This is a genomic window from Sulfitobacter sp. L-8, assembly GCF_056859255.1.
The window spans coordinates 38,945-57,320 of sequence record NZ_JBSXOD010000043.1; the positions used below are offsets into that span (position 1 = coordinate 38,945).

General features: G+C 58.6%; 19 protein-coding genes. 9 read left to right on the plus strand and 10 right to left on the minus strand.

Annotated features, from left to right (window positions below):
- The first annotated feature begins 88 nt into the window (after positions 1 to 88).
- The 4 genes from AC13DE_RS07320 (at position 89) to AC13DE_RS07335 (ending at position 3,845) form a co-directional block, all read left to right on the plus strand.
- Positions 89 to 670 (plus strand): recombinase family protein, encoded by a 582-nt coding sequence (locus AC13DE_RS07320; RefSeq protein ID WP_114865614.1) that lies wholly within the window; start codon positions 89 to 91, stop codon positions 668 to 670.
- 23 nt (positions 671 to 693) lie between these two features.
- Positions 694 to 2,079 carry an ISKra4 family transposase gene (locus AC13DE_RS07325; protein ID WP_280323155.1) on the plus strand — a complete coding sequence of 462 codons (1,386 nt, stop codon included), beginning with the start codon at positions 694 to 696 and terminating at the stop codon, positions 2,077 to 2,079.
- A 100-nt stretch (positions 2,080 to 2,179) separates the two neighbouring features.
- On the plus strand, positions 2,180 to 2,662 hold the full coding sequence (locus AC13DE_RS07330; protein WP_483047495.1) for a pseudomurein-binding repeat-containing protein: 483 nt from the start codon (positions 2,180 to 2,182) through the stop codon (positions 2,660 to 2,662).
- The gene (locus AC13DE_RS07335) at positions 2,655 to 3,845 is read left to right on the plus strand and encodes a GIY-YIG nuclease family protein (protein ID WP_168578274.1); all 1,191 of its coding nucleotides are present in this window, start codon (positions 2,655 to 2,657) and stop codon (positions 3,843 to 3,845) included. Before AC13DE_RS07330 ends, AC13DE_RS07335 begins: the two co-directional genes overlap by 8 nt.
- 42 nt (positions 3,846 to 3,887) lie before the next feature.
- On the opposite strand, the gene AC13DE_RS07340 is transcribed toward AC13DE_RS07335, so the two are convergent.
- The 3 genes from AC13DE_RS07340 to AC13DE_RS07350 are packed head-to-tail and all read right to left on the minus strand — an operon-like array spanning position 3,888 to position 8,247.
- Positions 3,888 to 5,819: a type IV secretory system conjugative DNA transfer family protein gene (locus tag AC13DE_RS07340; RefSeq protein WP_168578273.1), complete on the minus strand. Its 1,932-nt coding sequence runs from the start codon at positions 5,817 to 5,819 to the stop codon at positions 3,888 to 3,890.
- Positions 5,820 to 5,831: 12 nt separating this feature from the next.
- Entirely contained in the window at positions 5,832 to 7,706 is a 1,875-nt protein-coding gene (locus AC13DE_RS07345) for a relaxase/mobilization nuclease domain-containing protein (protein WP_317389026.1), read from the minus strand.
- Entirely contained in the window at positions 7,699 to 8,247 is a 549-nt protein-coding gene (locus tag AC13DE_RS07350; protein WP_121066454.1) for a plasmid mobilization protein, read from the minus strand. Before AC13DE_RS07350 ends, AC13DE_RS07345 begins: the two co-directional genes overlap by 8 nt.
- A 677-nt stretch (positions 8,248 to 8,924) precedes the next feature.
- On the opposite strand from AC13DE_RS07350, the gene AC13DE_RS07355 reads away from it, so the two are divergent.
- Together AC13DE_RS07355 and AC13DE_RS07360 are read left to right on the plus strand one after the other, a co-directional pair.
- Positions 8,925 to 9,716, plus strand: a complete 792-nt coding sequence (locus AC13DE_RS07355; RefSeq protein WP_317389025.1) for a nucleotide-binding protein — start codon at positions 8,925 to 8,927, stop codon at positions 9,714 to 9,716.
- Positions 9,709 to 10,398, plus strand: coding sequence for a hypothetical protein (locus AC13DE_RS07360; RefSeq protein WP_348429831.1), 690 nt, complete (start codon positions 9,709 to 9,711; stop codon positions 10,396 to 10,398). Before AC13DE_RS07355 ends, AC13DE_RS07360 begins: the two co-directional genes overlap by 8 nt.
- Here the strand turns inward: AC13DE_RS07360 and AC13DE_RS07365 are convergent.
- The gene (locus tag AC13DE_RS07365) at positions 10,355 to 10,774 is read right to left on the minus strand and encodes a hypothetical protein (protein WP_348429832.1); all 420 of its coding nucleotides are present in this window, start codon (positions 10,772 to 10,774) and stop codon (positions 10,355 to 10,357) included. The genes AC13DE_RS07360 and AC13DE_RS07365 overlap by 44 nt on opposite strands.
- 103 nt (positions 10,775 to 10,877) lie before the next feature.
- Here AC13DE_RS07365 and AC13DE_RS07370 point away from each other — a divergent pair, with 103 nt between their 5' ends.
- The 3 genes from AC13DE_RS07370 (at position 10,878) to AC13DE_RS07380 (ending at position 14,936) form a co-directional block, all read left to right on the plus strand.
- Positions 10,878 to 11,057 (plus strand): hypothetical protein, encoded by a 180-nt coding sequence (locus tag AC13DE_RS07370; protein ID WP_068247264.1) that lies wholly within the window; start codon positions 10,878 to 10,880, stop codon positions 11,055 to 11,057.
- Positions 11,058 to 11,216: 159 nt separating this feature from the next.
- Positions 11,217 to 11,486: a hypothetical protein gene (locus tag AC13DE_RS07375; RefSeq protein ID WP_009819899.1), complete on the plus strand. Its 270-nt coding sequence runs from the start codon at positions 11,217 to 11,219 to the stop codon at positions 11,484 to 11,486.
- 471 nt (positions 11,487 to 11,957) lie between these two features.
- On the plus strand, positions 11,958 to 14,936 hold the full coding sequence (locus tag AC13DE_RS07380; RefSeq protein WP_238373074.1) for a TrlF family AAA-like ATPase: 2,979 nt from the start codon (positions 11,958 to 11,960) through the stop codon (positions 14,934 to 14,936).
- A gap of 86 nt (positions 14,937 to 15,022) precedes the next feature.
- Here AC13DE_RS07380 and AC13DE_RS07385 read toward each other — a convergent pair whose 3' ends face one another.
- The 6 genes from AC13DE_RS07385 to AC13DE_RS07410 all read right to left on the minus strand — a co-directional run bounded on the left by AC13DE_RS07385 (position 15,023) and on the right by AC13DE_RS07410 (position 18,376).
- On the minus strand, positions 15,023 to 15,253 hold the full coding sequence (locus AC13DE_RS07385; RefSeq protein WP_238373073.1) for a DUF6429 family protein: 231 nt from the start codon (positions 15,251 to 15,253) through the stop codon (positions 15,023 to 15,025).
- Between the two features lie 31 nt (positions 15,254 to 15,284).
- Positions 15,285 to 15,581 (minus strand): hypothetical protein, encoded by a 297-nt coding sequence (locus tag AC13DE_RS07390; RefSeq protein WP_483047496.1) that lies wholly within the window; start codon positions 15,579 to 15,581, stop codon positions 15,285 to 15,287.
- A complete protein-coding gene (gene tnpC / locus AC13DE_RS07395) occupies positions 15,581 to 17,215 on the minus strand; it encodes an IS66 family transposase (RefSeq protein WP_483047497.1) in 1,635 nt (544 codons plus the stop codon). The genes AC13DE_RS07390 and tnpC overlap by 1 nt, the downstream gene beginning before the upstream one ends.
- A 61-nt stretch (positions 17,216 to 17,276) precedes the next feature.
- Complete coding sequence (tnpB, locus tag AC13DE_RS07400) at positions 17,277 to 17,624, minus strand: IS66 family insertion sequence element accessory protein TnpB (protein ID WP_483047498.1); 348 nt, start codon at positions 17,622 to 17,624, stop codon at positions 17,277 to 17,279.
- A complete protein-coding gene (tnpA, locus tag AC13DE_RS07405; protein ID WP_483047499.1) occupies positions 17,621 to 17,977 on the minus strand; it encodes an IS66-like element accessory protein TnpA in 357 nt (118 codons plus the stop codon). Before tnpA ends, tnpB begins: the two co-directional genes overlap by 4 nt.
- 141 nt (positions 17,978 to 18,118) lie before the next feature.
- Complete coding sequence (locus AC13DE_RS07410) at positions 18,119 to 18,376, minus strand: WGR domain-containing protein (protein WP_067296573.1); 258 nt, start codon at positions 18,374 to 18,376, stop codon at positions 18,119 to 18,121.

The following is an 18,376-nucleotide window of genomic DNA, read 5'->3' on the forward strand; positions in this document are numbered from 1 at the left end:
TGTGCCCCCGATATATCCTAAAATTATATTGACGGCATATTGAACATGCCTATGGTTCTGGACACCCATTTCTTTACAGTGTGCGTCCATGTCCAGAACCTTTGCCTATACCCGGGTCTCAACCACAGAGCAGACCCCGGAAAACCAGCTTCAGGAGATCGAAGCGGCGGGTTTCAAAGTCGAGCCGCACCGTGTTGTTACGGAAACCGTATCCGGGTCCGTGGCTATTGCGCGCCGCAAAGGGTTCAGCCGGTTGCTGGACAAGATGGAACGAGGTGATGTGCTGATCGTAACCAAGCTGGACCGCCTCGGCCGGGACGCCATCGATGTCAGCACAACTGTGGCCAGGCTCGAAGATATTGGTATCCGAGTTCACTGTCTTGCCCTAGGCGGCGTCGATCTGACCAGTTCGGCGGGAAAGCTGACCATGGGTGTGATCAACGCTGTAGCCCAGTTCGAACGTGATCTCTTGATTGAGCGCACCCAATCCGGTCTGGCGCGCGCCAAAGCGCAGGGAAAACCACTCGGGCGACCGACAGCGCTGACGACAGATCAGCAAGCCCATGTGCGTGAACGGATCGCTGCTGGCGAAACCGTCTCGGCCATAGCCCGCGACATGGGCACAAGCAGGCAGACGATCATGCGCGCAAGGGATGCGCAGCCGACATAAAATAAGAGCAGGCAGGAAAACACATGGACATCGAGATCGAGGTCAAGATCACCGGGCCGGACGGCATGGCACATACGGAGAAGATTGCGACTTTCAGCAAAGGCGCCGAGACCATAGGCGAAATCGGTCTCTCAATCGCCGAAAGCAAAGACCTTTTGTTGCAGCTCCAGCAGGAGATCGTATCCGCGCAATGCGCGGCTCACTGCGCGAAACGTTCCTGTTGTCCGAGTTGCGGGAGAAAGCTGCGGTGCAAGGGGCGCGGGCGTATCCGGTATCGCACGGTCTTTGGAGATGTCACCGTCCCGAGTTCACGCTTCTACCATTGCCAATGTCACGATGGCCCGGCCAGCACCTTCAGCCCATTGACTGAACTTCTGCCGGACCATGTCGCGCCGGAGCTGCTCTGGCTGGAAACAAAATGGGCATCTTTGGTGTCATTCGGCGTGACGGCTGACGTTTTGAAGGACGTCCTGCCGATCGATGCGCGGCTCAGCCCGGACACCATCCGCAGGCACCTTGGCCGCGCCGCGACACGGATGGAAGGTGAGTTGGCCGAGGAGCGGTTCAGTTTCATCGAGACCAGCGCCGTATTGCGGGAGCAGCTTCCCAATCCGGAAGGACCGATCACCGTCGGGATCGACGGCGGGTATGTGAAGTCACGGGAGGAAGGGCAGTCCCACTTCGAGGTGACAGTGGGCAAATCGGTCCCCACGGATCGCCCGAGCCGATATCTCGGCCTCGTCCAGAGCCAAGACGCCAAACCCAAACGCCGGCTACATGAGGTGCTGAAGGACCAGGGTTGGCAGGAAAACCAGCCAGTGACCTTCATGACCGACGGCGGCGACACCGTGATCAACATGGCCCTGCACATGGCTCCGGCCTCGGAGCACATCCTCGACTGGTTCCACATCACCATGCGGCTTACGGTCATGCAGCAATACGTCAAAGGCCTGGCCCACCATAACGAGGCGGATGCCGAGAAGCTGGCCAGGTTGCTCCGCCAGATCAAAGGCTTCCTGTGGAACGGGAACCTGCACGACGGGCAACTGGTGGTCGAGGATCTGGTCATGGACCTGGACGAAATCGAAACGGATTACGCCAGCATCAAGGCGCTGCGCAAAACGGCTACCGAGTTTGAAACGTACATCGCCAACAACAAGGATATGATCCCGAATTATGCGGAGCGCCGACGCTACGGCGAGCGCGTATCCACCGGCTTTGTCGAAAGCACTGTCAACACTGTCGTCGGGAAGCGCTTTGGCAAGAAGCAGCAGATGCGCTGGTCAAAACAAGGAGCCCACCTCATGCTCCAAACCCGGGCCCGCGCGCTTGACGGGACTCTCCGCGCCAAGTTCGAGCAGTGGTATCCCGGTCTGAAATCTCACGAAGAAACGCAAATGGTGGCCTGATTGCCCCGCACTTTGCGGTGCTCTCCTTCAGGACAAGACTACGATCGAACGGGGTCTCTTCGACGAAGAGCTGGTGCCGGAGGAACTGACGCAGGTCCGCATGGGCAAGATTGTCGGTGCCAGGTTCCCAGAGCTAGATGCAGAGGATCAGGAAGCGGTGCGCCAACACGCAGTTGCTGCGCTGAACCTGACCCAGAAGGCGAAAGAGATCGCGCTGTCGAACCGCGATGACACAGAAACAACCGGCAATACCGCCTTGATCGACGGGGTGCGCAAATTCGCAATGGACGTGCGCGAACTCGACATCGATCTGATTGATCGCATCAACCCGTTCGGCGAAGCCTACTCGATTCTGGCAAAGACGATGAGCGAGGAAAGCCTTCGGCAGGTCCAGGCCGTCATCTCTGCGAAAAAGGTGCAACTGTCACCGGACGAGGCGCGAGATCTGGCGAAACGCGCCGTCAAGTTCAAGCAGGAGCGGGGCCGTCTGCCTTCCATCACATCGCCTGATCCGTGGGAGAAGAAAATGGCCGAAGGCGTCGCCTATCTCGCGCGCATGAAGCAGGAGGCTGCCAATGGCTAAGGGTTTCACCGACGAAGACGACGCCCTTCTTGCTGAGCTTGGCGTCGAGGTCGAGGTCAAGAAGCAGTTCAGCCGCACACCACGCGAAGAACGCATCATCGCAGGTTTTGAGGAAATCTTGCGATTTGCAGATGAGCATGGCCGGCCTCCCCAGCACGGGGAGGATCGTGATATCTTTGAACGCCTCTATGCGGTGCGTCTTGACCAGATCCGTCAATTGCAGGAGTGTCGCGACTTGCTGGGCCCACTGGACGAGCACGGTCTCCTAACAGACACCCCTCCGCCTTCAGCGTCAGACTCCGATGACCTCGATGACGATGCCCTCCTCGCTGAACTGGGTGTGGAAGTGGCTAGATCACCCCTCACGGAATTGAAACATGTCCGGTCGACAGCCGAGAAAAAGGCTGCCGATGAAGTCGGAAACCGCGAGAAATGCGAGGATTTTGCCACGTTCAAACCCTTATTCGAGCAGGTACAGAAAGAGCTGGATAGCGGCTTGCGCGAAACCCGCCCGTTCGAGATGAAAGCCGAGATTGAGAAGGGACGCTTCTTCATTGTCAGCGGTCAAAAAGCCTATGTCGCCGACAAGGGCGAGACCATCACCAACGAGCAAGGTCGCACGGATGCGCGTCTGCGGGTGATTTTCGACAACGGGACCGAGAGCAACATGCTGATGCGCTCGCTTCAGCGCGCGTTGAACAAGGACGACGCCGGACGGCGGATCACCGATCCATCGGCAGGGCCACTTTTTTCCGATCAGACACTCGACGGTGATGAGGCGAGCGGGATCATTTATGTGCTTCGCAGCAAATCCGATCATCCACTTGTGGCCGAAAATCGCGACCTCGTACACAAGATCGGCGTCACCAATATGAGCGTTGAAAAGCGGATCGCTGGCGCACATCTGCAACCAACGTTTCTGATGGCGAACGTCGAGGTGGTTGCGACTTATGAACTCTACAACATCAATCGGACAAAACTGGAGAACCTGATCCATCGCATCTTCGAGCCCGCGCGGCTCGAGATCGAGATCATGGATCGCTTTGGTAGGCCCGTGATTCCGAGAGAGTGGTTTCTCGTGCCAATATTCGCGATAAAGGATGCAGTTGAACGGATCAAGGACGGGACGATTTCGGGCTATGTCTATGACCCGAAACAGGCGCGATTGGTATCTGTCTCATAGCTGGCGCATGGCAGAACAGCACAGCCACATTCGATTTCCAGATCATCCCCTCGCCTTTGCGTCCGAAGAGCGCGCCCGACCACCAAAACGTGTTTTCTTTGGCTTTGCCCTCGCGGCTTCTGCGTATCCCTGTAGCGCGCCTGTGTAGGTCTGCACCGCAGTCTCGAATTCCTTGTCGCCCATGGAGACCGCCGCGGGTGCTGCAGGTTCTGAATGCTCGAGGGTGATTTTCTTCGGCCTGTTCGAGACTGGCGCTGCAGCAGGAGGATAGGGCAAGGAATGCCCCTGCCGTGCTTTGTCGATCTCCTCAAAATGCCGGTCCGCATAGTAGCGGATGTGATCCGCCTTGATTGGATATTGCCCCTCAGGCAGGACTAGGACCTTGTCGAGCGGGAAACGCAGCAATTCAGCGGGGGATACCAGCGCCCGTTCTTCCGAGCGACGGCTGATATTTGCGCTCTCCGAGAGCTTGCGCACGGTTGCCTGTGATCTGGTCTTGCCCACGATCGTGCGTTTGCCGAGGGCTGCGGACAGCACGTCTGCGGTGCGATCATCCTGCGGGGTCATGTAGATCTGCACACCAGCGCCGGCCTGCAGAGCGCGGCGGTCGGTTTCGCCGTAGATGCCCTCAAGACCGGGGATCGACTGCGAGATGATAAACAGCCGCCCGCCATAGGAGCGGATCGTCTTGATGCTCTGCAAGACCAGGGGTTGTTTGCCCAGTTGGTCGAATTCATCCATCAGGAACATGACGGGATGTGCCTCGTCCGGTCCGGGATGCGCGCGCTGCAGACATGCGATGGCATCGGCGAACAGGAGCCGGATCAGGGGGGCCAGTGTTTTCAGGTGCTCCGGCTGCACGACAATATAGAGCGACTGTGGCTCTCGTCGGAACGTCCCGAAGTCGAAATCGCTTGCCTGTGTCGCTCGGTCCACCGCCGGATCGAGCCAGAGTTCCAATCCAGCCCCGCGGATCACACTGACATAGGAATCGAGAATCTTGTCCACTTCGTCGGCCATGCTCAGGAAAATCTCTGCCACCACCGGGTTTGCAGTCTGCATCGCGGCCCGTTTGTAGAATTCCTTTTTATTGCCGCCGCCAGTCATGATCCGCAGCGCCTCACCGATCGTCGGCTTTCCGGTCTCGATGGCATAGAGGCAAGACGCCACGAACAGGCTGCGTCCGGCCTGGAAAAAGCTCTGCGCGTTCACGCTTTCGACGATGAGGAACAAGTCCGCCATGGTGTTGACGGCGGTGTATTGCTGCTCGGGGCTGGGCAGATCGGCAATGCGCTGGAGAGGATTGAACCGGTGCGTGCGGGTCAGGACGGGCCCGTTCTTGCCCTCGGGCTGAACGTAGTCATAGGGCGAAAAGTACCAGACCTGATTGTTCAGCGCCTTTTGGCGGTGGATGGATGTCTTCTCGAAATTCTCGCCCTTGACGTCGAGGATCACGGCACTGCCCTGGAAGTGCAAAAGGTTCGGTAAAACGAAGCCTACCCCTTTGCCCCGGCCCGTTGGCGCGATCATCATTGCGTGTGGGAAGCGATCTGGCGTGGCCGACACGAAAGGCGCGCGGGACGCAGGTGACCCGAGCTTGCCGAACAGAAAGCCGTTCTGGGAAAGAGACGCCGACATACGGTTGCGGCGGAGCTCGGGACGCGACTGGAAATGCGCATCATCATAATCGGTGAGCGACCCGCGATGAACGGATGTCGCTCCTGTCGCCGCCAGAAGCAGGGCAGGAAGTGCCGTGATGAGCCACGCAGTATGTTCCACCGCAGGGTTTGCCTTGACCCGTGGATCAGACAGATTGAGCAGCCAAAGTTCGAAAATATCGAACCCACCCAGGTCTTCGCCAAATCGCGCCATCAGATAGAGCGTGGCGATCGCGGCACCGATCCAGGTGCCAACACCGAGACCGAGCAGGATGGCGATTGGATACCGCCAACGGCTTTCCATTGCATGCAGCATGTTTTGAATCCTCTAGAGGCCGTAATCGCCACTGGTATCGTCCCGGTCGCGCCCCCGCACCTCGGCGCGCTCGAAAGCCTCGATCCGGGTCCGGTAGGTGGCGGCTGGTTCGCTGTCGCGCCCGGTAATGTCATCACCCGCATCCACTGCGGCGATGGCCTTTAGCTCCGAGAACACGGCTTGTCGCAGACCAGGGTCTTCGATGCGGTCCATGAGCGGATCGATCCGGCCAGCGGCCAGCTGATCCATATCCCCGTCGCGCAGGTCTTGCCGCACGTCGGAGATCAGCTTGTCCAGCGTGGCGATGTCGGCAAGGCGACTGCCCTGCCCCGCGTCAAGAATATCCTGACGCGCCAGATCCGCCAAAAGATCACGATCCATGTGCAGCCCCGCAAAAACATCACGCGCGCGCGCCTGCAGGTCGCGTTCGAGCCCAAGCCAGTCCGAGCGCTCCTGGGCGTCCACTGGGCGTGAGGCTTCGAGTTGCGCCTCGCTGCGATGGGGTGCGGTGAAACGGGCAGCAACTTCTTCGATACTGCTGCCCGCCTCCTCGAGTCGTGCCTCCATCGGTGCCAGAACGCGCGCCAACTCCGCTCTGAAATGACCCAATGCAGCATCGGCCTCGGCGACGAGCGGATTGCCCTCCTCTGCTGCCCGTGCAGCCAGCCTCGCAATCCCCTGAACACTGTAGGGATCGCGCTCGGGCGACACCGATGAAGAATGATCCGCAAGAAAGTCGCGGCCCAGAAGCGTGCCCATTTCGCGGGCCTTCCCCGCAAAGAGCTGTTCCAGTTCGACCTTTTCGGCACCGGGAGCCATGTCCTGAATGGCGCTCCACGCGGTGTCGGCTTCCGCTTGCAATGTCTCGCGGGCGGCGATCAGACGACCGATCACATCCGCTCCGGCAGCGGGGATATCAACCCCTTCGGCAAACCCTTCTTTCACCGGCATTCCTTTCATCAAGTTGGTGGCGGCAAGCTCTGCTCCCTCCGCGATGCGCCCCATCCATCCATTCGGAGGGGTGTCGGCCTCCAGGCCCATCCCCGCAAGTTGCGCCAGCTGCCGATACCCCTCGGCGTGTCTGCGTATCTCGGCCTCTCGCAGAGCGCGGCTTTCAGGATCCAGCGGGGCAACCACTGGCTCCCGTCCCTCCTTGCGGGCCGCCTGCAAATCAGTGTCCCGCGGGGCGTTTTCCATGATGCCGCGCGACAGACGGGAAGAGGCGTTCAGCACCAGCCCGTGCTCGCCCGCGATCTGCGCATGCAGCTCGCGCATCATGTCATAGCTGATCTCGGAATGGCGGCTGATCGAGAGGAACTTGCCGTCCTCCATCCCGACCTTGTCGACAAGAACATGGGCATGCACATGGTCTGTGTTGCAATGGAGGGCCGCCACATACCGATATCGATCCCGGTAACCCCCGCCGAACACCTCCTGCGCCCATTCGCGCGAGATGGCTTCCGCCAATTCCGCCTCGGTTCCCTTGGGAAAGGACAGGATGATGTGATCGGTGTGACCCCGTTTCGGGGCCCCGCACCAGGAAGCACTCCAATCGGCAATGACATTTTCCATGCCGCGCTCGCCAAAGACACGATCGATGCCGATCTGGTTCGACCAGGCTGCGACCCGCGCCTCGTCGCGCAGAATGTATTTCATCTGTCGGCGTAACTCTTTTGGCGAATGACACCCGCCCGTGCCGACACGCTTCACCACGCTTTGCGGCACCCGCAGCGCGTTCCAGGACATTACCGCAACTGCCCCGCCGGACGTGCCACGCCGACGGCCCGACGATACGCGCGCTTCGCCTGCCATGGCTGCAGACCGCCGCCCCACATGAGGCAGAATCTCGCCCAATACCGCCTGCTGGAGGGTGCGTGTTTCAGCCATCGCGCTGCCCCTCCCCAACGTCACGAAAATCGGACACCCGGACGAAGGACCCGCGCAGCGAGGCCGCGCGCAAAGCCTGCACGGCCCGGGCAACCTCTTCGGCCCGATCCGCAAGCCGACCGACCATTGCCGCGTCGCGCGCGTTCCACCGCAGCTTGCCCGCATGGGCAAGCTTCAGCATCTGGACAAGATTGCGCGCCAAGGCATTGAGCTGATTGGCCGACGCCTTGAGCGCCGTGACCTCGTCCCGGCGAAACGCGACAATGCCGGATGAGAGACGGATCATGTGCCGGAGCAAACCCGACGTGGTCATGCCAGTCTCAGCCACAAGCGCCTCGAATGCTTCGGCCTCACGGGCGGACACCCGAACCTGCAGCACGCGGCCCTTTGTGGTTCGATCCGTCACCACACCGCGCGCCCGCACGCGGGCGACAGTGGGTCGGGAGCAGCCAACACGCACGGCGATCTCCCCATCGCCAAGCCCTTGAGCGGCAAGCCGGAGAACCTCCTGTCGGGCTATGGTGGAGAGGCGTTTCGACATGGGCGGCAAGATTTATCATTAGATAGTTTTTGTAAACACGAAAACTCTAATGAGTCGCCGCACAAGTTTTGTCATACACAATACCGTTCCTGTCAACGTCCCTTCGGTCCGTTGTCGCACCTTCGGTGATCAGCAGGCAGGGCCTTGGCCATGCCTGCTGTAAACCCCACGCGACAACGAACAGACCGAAGGGACACCGCCTCCCCCGCGCCGCGATCCGGGACCCCAGCCCGGATCCTGAACAGGCGCGGGAATGACGTCGGCGCAGCCGACACGATATCCCTTCATTGGCGTTGAATGCTCAAAGGGGTTTTCCCGGAAGGAGAAGAAGACCTTGTGGGATTGGAACGCCTGCGCAGTACCGCGCGTACTACCTCGGCGCTGATACGGATAGTCGATGGTCAGGTGACCCGACACCTCGAAGGCTGATGGCAGCATTGGGAAATTGTCACAACGACGCGATGGAGAAAAGAATGAACGCTGCAATGAGGGTCGGCGTGAGTGACCTGCTGACCGATTGACCGAACGCGTACACAGATGATCGCCGAAACAGCACATCGCCACAGCAGCTGCACATCTGTCCGACCCAAAGGTTGAACGCCTGTATCGCGCAAGGTCTGGACGCCATCCCGAGGCATCGCCATAACGGCACAAAATATACGTTATGGAGACATTGAATGCTTGTTGTGACGGCCATCTCCGCGAAGGGCGGTTCGGGAAAGACAACTCTCATACAGATGCTTGCGTCCGCCATGCTGGCACGCGGCCGCCGTGTGCATGTCATGGATGCGGATGCTGACAAGCAGATCCTCGAATGGGAATCAAAAAGCGCGCGCGCCGACTTCGGTGATCTGCCACGCCTTCCATGGCCCACGGGCTTGACCGTGGCCGATGCCCCCGAGACCGTTGAAGGCCTTTACCACGCGCTGGACAGCTTTGAGGCTGAAGGTGTTGATCTGGTTCTGATCGACACCCGCCCCGGCGAGCATCCCGACACCGAAACACTGGCGCTGGCCTGCGACATGATCCTGGTGCCGGCCGTGCCGGTACAATCGGATTTCGTGGCGGCCCTGAAAACCCTGACATGGGTAATGCGCATGATCGAGACCCTCGGGCCGGATGACCCCGCCCCGCTGTTTTCCGCGGTATTGATGAACGCGGACAAACGCGCGATCGATTTCGTGACCGCAGGCGATGACCTTGAGCGTGATGCGGCAAGACGCAGGGTTCACCGGCAGGACCTTGAGGTCTTCGAGGTGATTTCAACCCTGCCACTTCTGCCCACGCCGGTGCCCCATCTCGCCGCGATCCAGCGCATGCCGCTGACCGGGCCACTGGGATATGTGCGGGACATTTATGAACAAGATCTTCGTCATCGGTTGCAGGCGGGGCATCTTTCCTCCGCCCTCGCCTTGTGCAGTGAGATCCTTGGCGACATCGAGGCCGTGGTGGATGCTGCCAATGGCTAGGAAGATTCCAAACCGGTCCGGGACCGCTGTCTCGAACGAAGACAGGCTGACGCGGTCGCGGCAGTTCGCCACGAGCGCCACGAAATATGCCGCGTTCGATCAGAGTACGGCGGAAGCGGTCGCGACAGAAGGCCCAGCGGTAAAATCAGTGGTCAAGAATGAACCCCGGAAAGGGGAAAAGGCAGCCGCGGCTGAAACGGCGCGCATCAACTCGGGGGTATCCACCCAGCCGGTGGCGGATGATGCTTGCAGCACTCGCACCGAAGGGCAGTCTCGAACCTATTACGTGCGCATCGGAGCTGAGGATCAGGCACGGATTGAGGCGCTGGCAGAACGATCTGGCCTTGATCCGGACTACGTTCGGCGTGCCTTGATCAAAGCGGTTCGCGCCCGCATGCAAAACCTGCGCGACACCGCGACCTGGCATGAGGTTGCCTCCGCTGCACGACCACGCCTGGCCGAGTCCAAAGGCACTGGTGCACCCTTCATGAAATCGATGATCAGGCTCGACGCCGCCCATATGGCGGCGTTGCAGACAAGCATTGATGACCCGCTCAACGTCTATGGGGTGACGCTGCTGTTATCCGCCTTCGGTAAGGCGCTGCTGCACTCCGAGATCGAAGAGCTCGCTCAAAAGATCAGCGGCATCGAAGCCCGGGCAGCGCGTCCTGATCCAGCGTAAAGGCATCGCGTGCGGTCACGACAGCAATCTGACCGCCCGCCTCGATCATATCGATGAGCTGTGCCCATTCGGCAGGATCAGCATCCCGTTGCGTTGCGATCCCGTCCTGCACTGAAAAGGCAGCCTGCTCTCCGGTCGCCGCGAGAAAGACAATGCGTTGTGGCGCTTTGTCATCGCTGTGACGCGACAAAAAGTACGCATGGCTCTCGTTTGGGTTGTAGACACGGTCAGGATCGCAAACTAAGAGCAAGGTCCCGTCGTTTGCAGTCGCAGCATAGGTCTCCAGACCTCGCGACAAGCCGATCTCCCACTCGGCAGCGACAGCCGATGAAGCCGCGCCCAGAAAGAGCGCAATATGTAGAGGCCTGTAAAGCAAGTTACTAAACTCCGTTTTGTGTTGGCCAAGCATATATAGGGACAGGCAGATACCTGCCACCAGATTACTGCGGCTCCGACCAAATGGAGGTCAGGAGAAGAGCATGAAGAAGTATGCGGGATACCCCGTCGAAGTCATTTGGACGACGGTAAACGGTGAAGACGTCGAGGTCGGCGTCGTATTCCAATGGAGCTGCGGCATGCGCCGTACCAGATGGTCCGATGACTTTGATCAGGCGGACGGCGCGAACCTGAGGTACGAGCCCTATGAGGACGCGGGATAGACCGCCTCCAGCCCTAAAATGCTCGCAAGCGACCGGAGCAGGACACGATTGTGATCTGGGCCAATGACACCGAGAGAGGGAACACGCGGGGCAGAGATCGTTGCAAAGGCGACGACGGTTTGTAACGCTGCCAAAGAAGACCGATAGGAGACCCATGAGATGAAAGAGATTTTCAACGTTGGCGAGACAATCTTGCTGGACGGCGCGCCGCTTGCACTGGTGACCCCCGATGGCGTCAAGGCCTGGATCGAAGACGGCGTTCAGCACAGCTTTCGCTATGACCAAGTGCGCGATCCGCTCAGCGGCCAGATGAAATACCGCTGTCTCTACGAGAAGTACGGGTCGGATATGCCGTTCGTGCTGGTAGGCAACCCTGACAGTGAAGAAGGCGCGCACGTTATTCTGTTCGACCAGAAGCCAGACGCATAGCCCTTCGGAGTCTTATGCCAAGTGGCGAAGACTAGAGCCCCTCGGCTTCGCCTGGCGGCAGCGTCCGCCTTGCAAGAGGGATGCAGACCCGTCAGGGCTCAAAGCGGATCGTGAAGGCGACCATGTGGCAAACGTTTTGGGATGGCTCAGGATGAGACAGACCAAGACGTATTGGCACAGGAAGACAGCAAGGTCAGAATTCAGGGCGGAGCCCCAGCAGCCCGGCCCCGCTTGCGGGGCTTGCCCATGTCAAAAAGAGCCCAGCAGCGAAATTCAGACAGGCCGCAGCGTGCAAGGCCGCTTCGCAGGTGAAGCATCGTGCTCACCCAAAAGCCGCCGTTTGGATTCTACAGCACGCCGCAGCGCGGCTTCCCCAGATCGGTCATTCATGCTTGTCGCAGAAAATTGCGCGGTACAATGTATCCCATGTGACTTGAAGCGCTTCCTCTATGCGCAAGTGGATTAAAAGCAATGACTATTGATTACAAGAAAGATGGGTCGGGATGGCATCGGTGGGATCTCCATCTTCACGGGCCAGGAACCAAACTGGCAAATGGCTACGGCGATACCAGTGAGGAAAATCTCCGCGCCTATCTCGAAGTGCTAGAGGGCTCAGACGTTCAAGTATTTGGGATCACAGATTATTTCTCCTTTGACTCTTACTTGGCCGTTTCAGAGGCGTATGAGCGCCTTTACCCACACGGCACAAAGGTTTTTATCCCGAATTGTGAATTCCGGCTCATGGAAACCGTGAGTTCGGACGGCCGCAATGTTCACACCCATGTCCTGATCGACCCTGCGCTTGCTTCCGTAACGAAGCTGCGCACCTTGCTCAGCGATCTGCATACGCACAAAACTCGGGAAGGGCTGCGCCTTCGCTGCAGTGAGCTCACATCGCGCGAAGAATACGAACAGGCCACAATCAGCCTGTCCGATCTTCAAACGGCTCTCAAGAAGGTGTTCCCCGACGAGACGGCCTATCTGATCGTCACGGCGGCCGGCAATGATGGTCTGCGCGGCGTTGACACGAAATCCGCCCGCAGCAAATCGATCTCGGATGAGCTAGACAAGGCCAGTCACGCTTTTTTCGGGTCAGACAAGAGCACTGGCTATTTCCTTAGTACGGACCGCTACGAAGACGGCAGCCCTTCCGAGAAGAAGCCCGTCTATTCAGGTTCGGACGCTCATGCGATGGCCGATCTTGGCAGGCTCTCCGGCGACGAGGCAGGATACCCGCCGACCTGGATCAAGGCCGACTTGACGTTTAGAGGGCTCCGTCAAACGCTCTTTGAACCAAAGGGTCGCGTGCATATCGGCGAGCATCCCACCGTGTTGGAACGGCTCAATCAGGATGCAACCCGTTTCATCGCGGGGCTGCGCATTGATCAGATTGCGGGATATGCGGGAGCCAAAGGCTCCTGGTTCAGGAATGTTGCGATACCCTTCAACCCCGAGCTAACGGCTATTATTGGCAACAAGGGGAGCGGCAAGAGCGCCATCGCCGACATTCTTGGGCTCCTCGGGGAGTCGCGCCAGCAAGAGCATTTCTCGTTTCTGACCGACGAAGCCCGCAACCGAAAGTTCCGCCAAAAAGGCTACGCCGAAAATTTCACGGCAACTCTGACCTGGGCGAGCGGAACCGAGCGGACGAAAAAGCTCGATGAGGATGTTGATGCGCTCCGGCCCGAAGCTGTGAAGTACCTTCCCCAGAACTACTTCGAAAGCCTGACGAACGAGATCGAGGTCAAAGCGTTTCGCAAGGAGATAGAAGAGGTTGTTTTCTCGCATGTGGAGGAATCCGACCGCATGGGAAAATCGACGTTTTCAGAACTCGAAGACCTGAAGACCGCGCAGAGCAAGAGCGACATTAGCGCCCGAAAGGTACGTCTGCGCGAGCTAAATATCGAGATCATTGAACTTGAGCAGCAAGCAGATCCTTCGACCAGCGCCCGGTTGAAAGAGCAGTTGAAGCAACGGCGCGAAGAGTACCGCGTCCTTGAGAATTCGAAACCTGCGGCTGTCGAAAAGCCGGAGGAAGAAACGCCCAAGCAGCGCGCCGTGTCCGAGGAGATAGAACGAACGCGAGCCCTTCAAGCGACTATCACAGAACGCGGCAAGCAGGCGGTCGACCGACTATCGGCTATCAAGACCGACCTGACGTCGCTCGGATCGCTGAAGGAGTCCATCAACGCTCTCGACGCTCACGTGAAGCAAGGTAAGGAAGAGCTTAGGCCCATCTGTACAAGCTTTGGTCTGGATATTGACCTCATCGTTTCCCACAGGATCAGCACCGAAAGCATCGATGCCAAGGCTACCGAACTTGCCGCCGAAGTGAAGGCGCTGGAGGCCGAGCACGCTGGCGAGTTTACCGAGGGCACGGACTTTGCCGCGCTCACCAGCGTCCCCTCTCTACGCAAAGCCCACCAGTATCTCGCTGATAAACTGAAGGCCTTGCAGGAAACTCTGTCCGCGCCGCAGCGCCGCTATCAGCGCTACCTCCAGACCCTTTCGGAAATCAATAAGAAGATGGAAGATGTCATGGGGGAAGATGAGAGCCCCAAGCCTGGAACCTTCAAAGACTTGGAGGCCCGTATCCGCTACATCGAGGAAGACCTGCAGGCGCAACTTGATACCCGTTATTCCGACCGCGACGATCTCGCGCGTTCGATTTTCACCTCCAAGGAAAAGGTGCGCTCTTTCTACGAAGGCCTGAAATCCAGCGTCGAAGAGAAGCTGGCAACCGTAAGTTCGGAGGCATTCGATGTATCGATCGACGCGTCATTTGTGCCGTCGCACGAATTTCCGGGGCGCTTTCTGGAACTCGTGACCCAGACGGCGCGCGGGCCGTTTCGCGGTGCTGTAGAGGGGCGCAGCGATCTGGAAAAGCGCATGATAGACGTGAACTGGAATGATGTTGAAACCATCCTGAGCTTTGCCAAGACCATCATTGCCGACATCAAAGCGGAAGATATCTCGAAACAGATCAAGGACGTTAAGCGTCTCTACGATCTGCTTTTCTCGCTGGAATATTTCGAGCCGCGCTATGAGCTTCGATTGGGCGGAAAAAACCTGAACCAGCTTTCCCCAGGTGAAAAAGGTCTATTGCTGCTGGTGTTCTACCTGCATCTCGACAGAGAAAAAACACCGCTGATTATCGACCAGCCGGAAGACAACCTCGACAATGACAGCATCTTTACCGTGCTCGCGCGTTGCATTCGCGAGGCTAAGAAATCTCGGCAGGTGGTACTGGTCACTCACAACCCGAACCTCGCCGTCGGGGCCGACGCCGAGCAAATTCTTTACGTGACGCTCGACAAGGCCGACAACTACAAATTCACCTATGAAAGTGGTTCGATTGAAAACCCGCGCATCAACGATGCCATCGTCAAAATTCTGGAGGGCTCCAAACCCGCGTTCGTTCAACGACGACTGAAATACCAGATAAAATAGAGTGTCCGCGTTGTAACGATGCTGCGGATGCGAGCAAATTGCACGCAGATGCAGCGAACGACTGTAAGGTCCCGCAAAGCCGCCCGTCACTCGGCCTTGCTGAACTCCCGCGCGAGAATTTCCCGCGCATGCGCGACCCCTTCTGGGGTCAGGCTCAGCGATTTCGCCTTGTTTTTGGGATCAAAAATCAGGCCTTTCTCGAAAAGCCGGTTGGTGATGGTCCAATCGATTCCCTTCCAGACCTGATCGCCGTAATGCAGCGTCAGGCTAAGGATCGCGAGAGCCGCATCATCGATCTTGTCAGTGTCGAGTGCCATCTCCCCCTCGTTTTCCGTAACCGCTCCATTGTTACCGCTGTGATCTAGCCTTTATGCGGGCGACAAGTTCAGCGTCATCGACGAAGTCATCAAGGAATTCATACCAGGTTTTGGTGGTGATGCGAGCATCGCGGATCATGTCCTTCAGCTCCGCGATGCCGTCGTCGGTCAGCGCGGTGACGGTTTCGTCAGCACCAGCATAGACGCTGACGGTGTTGCCATAGGTGACGTTGTCGTCGTTGGAGATGATCGCTTCAAGAAGTTCGACATCTTCGTTCAGCATTTTAGCGATGTAGTCGATTGTGCATACATGGGTTATCGCAGCCATCAGGCAGCTTCTGAATGGGCAGCGTTCAGCGGTTCCCAGTTCCATGGCAACAGTTCATCCAGCCGGTTGTTTTTGTGATCGTGGATGCGGTTCAGGATGTCGGCGAGATAGGCTTGCGGGTCGAGGCTGTTGAGCTTGGCGGTTTCGATGACAGTCATGGCCCGTGCCAAGGTTTCCGCGCCGGTGTCGGCTCCTGCAAAAAGCCAATTTTTCCGTCCTATGCCAATTGGGCGCAGGGCGCGCTCGGCCGGATTGTTGTCGATGGCCACACGACCGTCCGACAGGAACAGGCTGAAGGCATCCTTGCGGCTCAACCCATACCTGAAGGCTTTGGCTAGATCACTTTTGCCCGGAATGCGCAGGAGTTGTTGTTCAGACCAGGCAAAGAAGGCATCGACTTTGGGCTTGCTCAACTTTTGCCGCGCGGCATGGCGGACGTCAGCGGGTTGACCGTTGATATCACGCTCAATGTCGTAGATCTTGCCGATCCGGTCGAGCGCCTCGCGGGCGATCTCGGACTTGGTTGAGGCCCAAAAATCATGGAAGTCGCGCCGCAGATGCGCCCAACAGGCTGCTTCGCGCAAACGGGGCACGCCACTAGCTTCAGGCTCATAGAGTTTCGCATAGCCCTTGTAACCGTCCGCTTGCAGAATGCCCCGTGCGTCAGCCAGATGGCTCAGGACATGCTCTTCCTTCCAGTTCGGCGCGAACCGATAGACGGCACCGGGTGGAGATGCCCCCGCCCACGGCCTTTGATCGCGTACATAGGCCCAGATCCGGCCTTGCTTGACCCCTTTGCCAAGCCGCTTGTCGCGCCTTGAGCGGTCCAGCACCCGGATCGGCGTATCATCTGCGTGCAGCAGGTCGCTGCCCATGATGTCGGCCTCAATGCGCTCAATCAGCGGCGACAGGGTTTTCATGGCGCGTCCGCACCAACCCACAAGCGTGCTTTCAGGAATGTCGGCCCCCATGCGGGCAAATATCTCGTGCTGGCGATACAAAGGAAGGTGATCGTCAAACTTCGACACCAGTACATGCGCCAGCAAGTTAGGCCCTGCCATGCTGCCGGGAATCGGGCGGCTTGGCGCGGGCTCCTGCACCATCTTTTCGCAGCGGCGACAGGACTTCTTGATGCGGGCGATCTGGACCACCTTCATCTGGGCAGCGATCATATCGAGCAATTCGCTGACATCCTCACTCACCACGCGTAGATCGCCACCACAGTCGGGGCAGCATGTGCCGGGATCAAGCTCGTGGCGTTCACGCAAGGTCGCATCAGACACACGCGGGCGACGGCGCAAAGCGGGCGCAGAAGGCTCCTCTGGTAGAGGTGCGTCGTGCCCTTCGTCAATGGGCGCGTCATCGTCTTCGGCGACGGCGACCAGTAGATCTTCGAGCGCCAGTTCTAACTGCTCGATTTCGCGCTCGACCTTCTCAGAAGATTTGCCAAAAGCCAGTTTCTGCAACTTGGCGATCCGTAGGCGAAGCGCCTGAACCAGTTGATCATGGACCCGCAGCGTCGCCGACATCTTGGCGTTTTCCGCAGCGATCTGGGCATTCTCTGCCTGCAAAACAGCGATCATCGCCCTCAATTCGGCGGGATCATTCGAGAGGTTTTCAGCAGGTTTCGACATGCGCCCGACTACCAAAAAACAGGCAGAAGCACCATATAAATAACGCTCATACAGACGTAAATCACCCCACACGCGCGGGCGGAGCGCCCCAATCCGGACGCCTCCAATCGATCCCTTCCCAAAGCATCGCCAGCTGCGCTGAGGTCAATCGCGCAGAACCATCTTGGGCACTTGGCCATGGAAATCGGCCGCGTTCCAGAACCTTGTAGTAAAGGCAGAACCCCTGGCCATCCCAGTAGAGCAGCTTCAGTCGATCACCACGTCGCCCACGGAACGCAAACACCGCACCGCTGGCAGGTTTCTGACGCAGCACATCCTGCGCCAGCGTTGAAAGGCCCGCGATGCCCTTCCTCATATCCGTGACGCCACAAGCCAGATAAACCCGAACCCCAGTTCCTGGACCAATCACGCGGCGTCTACCGCTCGGATCAATCGTGTCAACGCTGCTGTATCCACGCCAGTATCAAAACGCAAACAACGCCCACTGGACAACCGTAGCTCCACCGGGCTGGGAGGGCCCGGTTCCGCCATTTCCGCAACATGGAAATCAATCGGCACAAAGACTGCCCCCGCATCGGCGGGCCACAGACCCTTCTTTTTGAGCTCATGACGCCATCTGTAAATCTGCTGGCGCGTCACATCGTGCCGATGAGCAATCTGCGTGACCGTCGCGCCGTCAATTCCAACAGATGAAACAATCGCCAGCTTATCATCATCATTCCAGCGCCGCCGCCGCTCAACACCCAAAACTTCGCCTCGCATAACACCCTTCGCACTAGACACGTCTCTAACGACGTCGCTATGCACGTGTCTTAACGCTTCACGCGGAAATCAGGCAGGCGGTGCCAATCGGGCGGTTACCGTTTTCCTGTGTCTGCCCGCTTTTCGAACCGCGGCCGCGCATCATGCATAACCCCGCCGCTTCTTTATCGCCGCAAGTTTCATCAGCGCGGTTACGGCGCGCCCTTCATCTGGATGCTGCTCAATCATCATCTGCCCGCGCGCGCCAATGCGGCCCCATTCGCGCACCAAGCTGGCGCCCCCAAAGAGATCGGGCTGAATGCTCATGCGGTAAAACCGCCGCATGTTGCAGGCTGGATCGATCCGCCGCATCTGCAGGTCGGTCGGGAACACCTCAAGTTGAGCGACAGAGTGAGACAT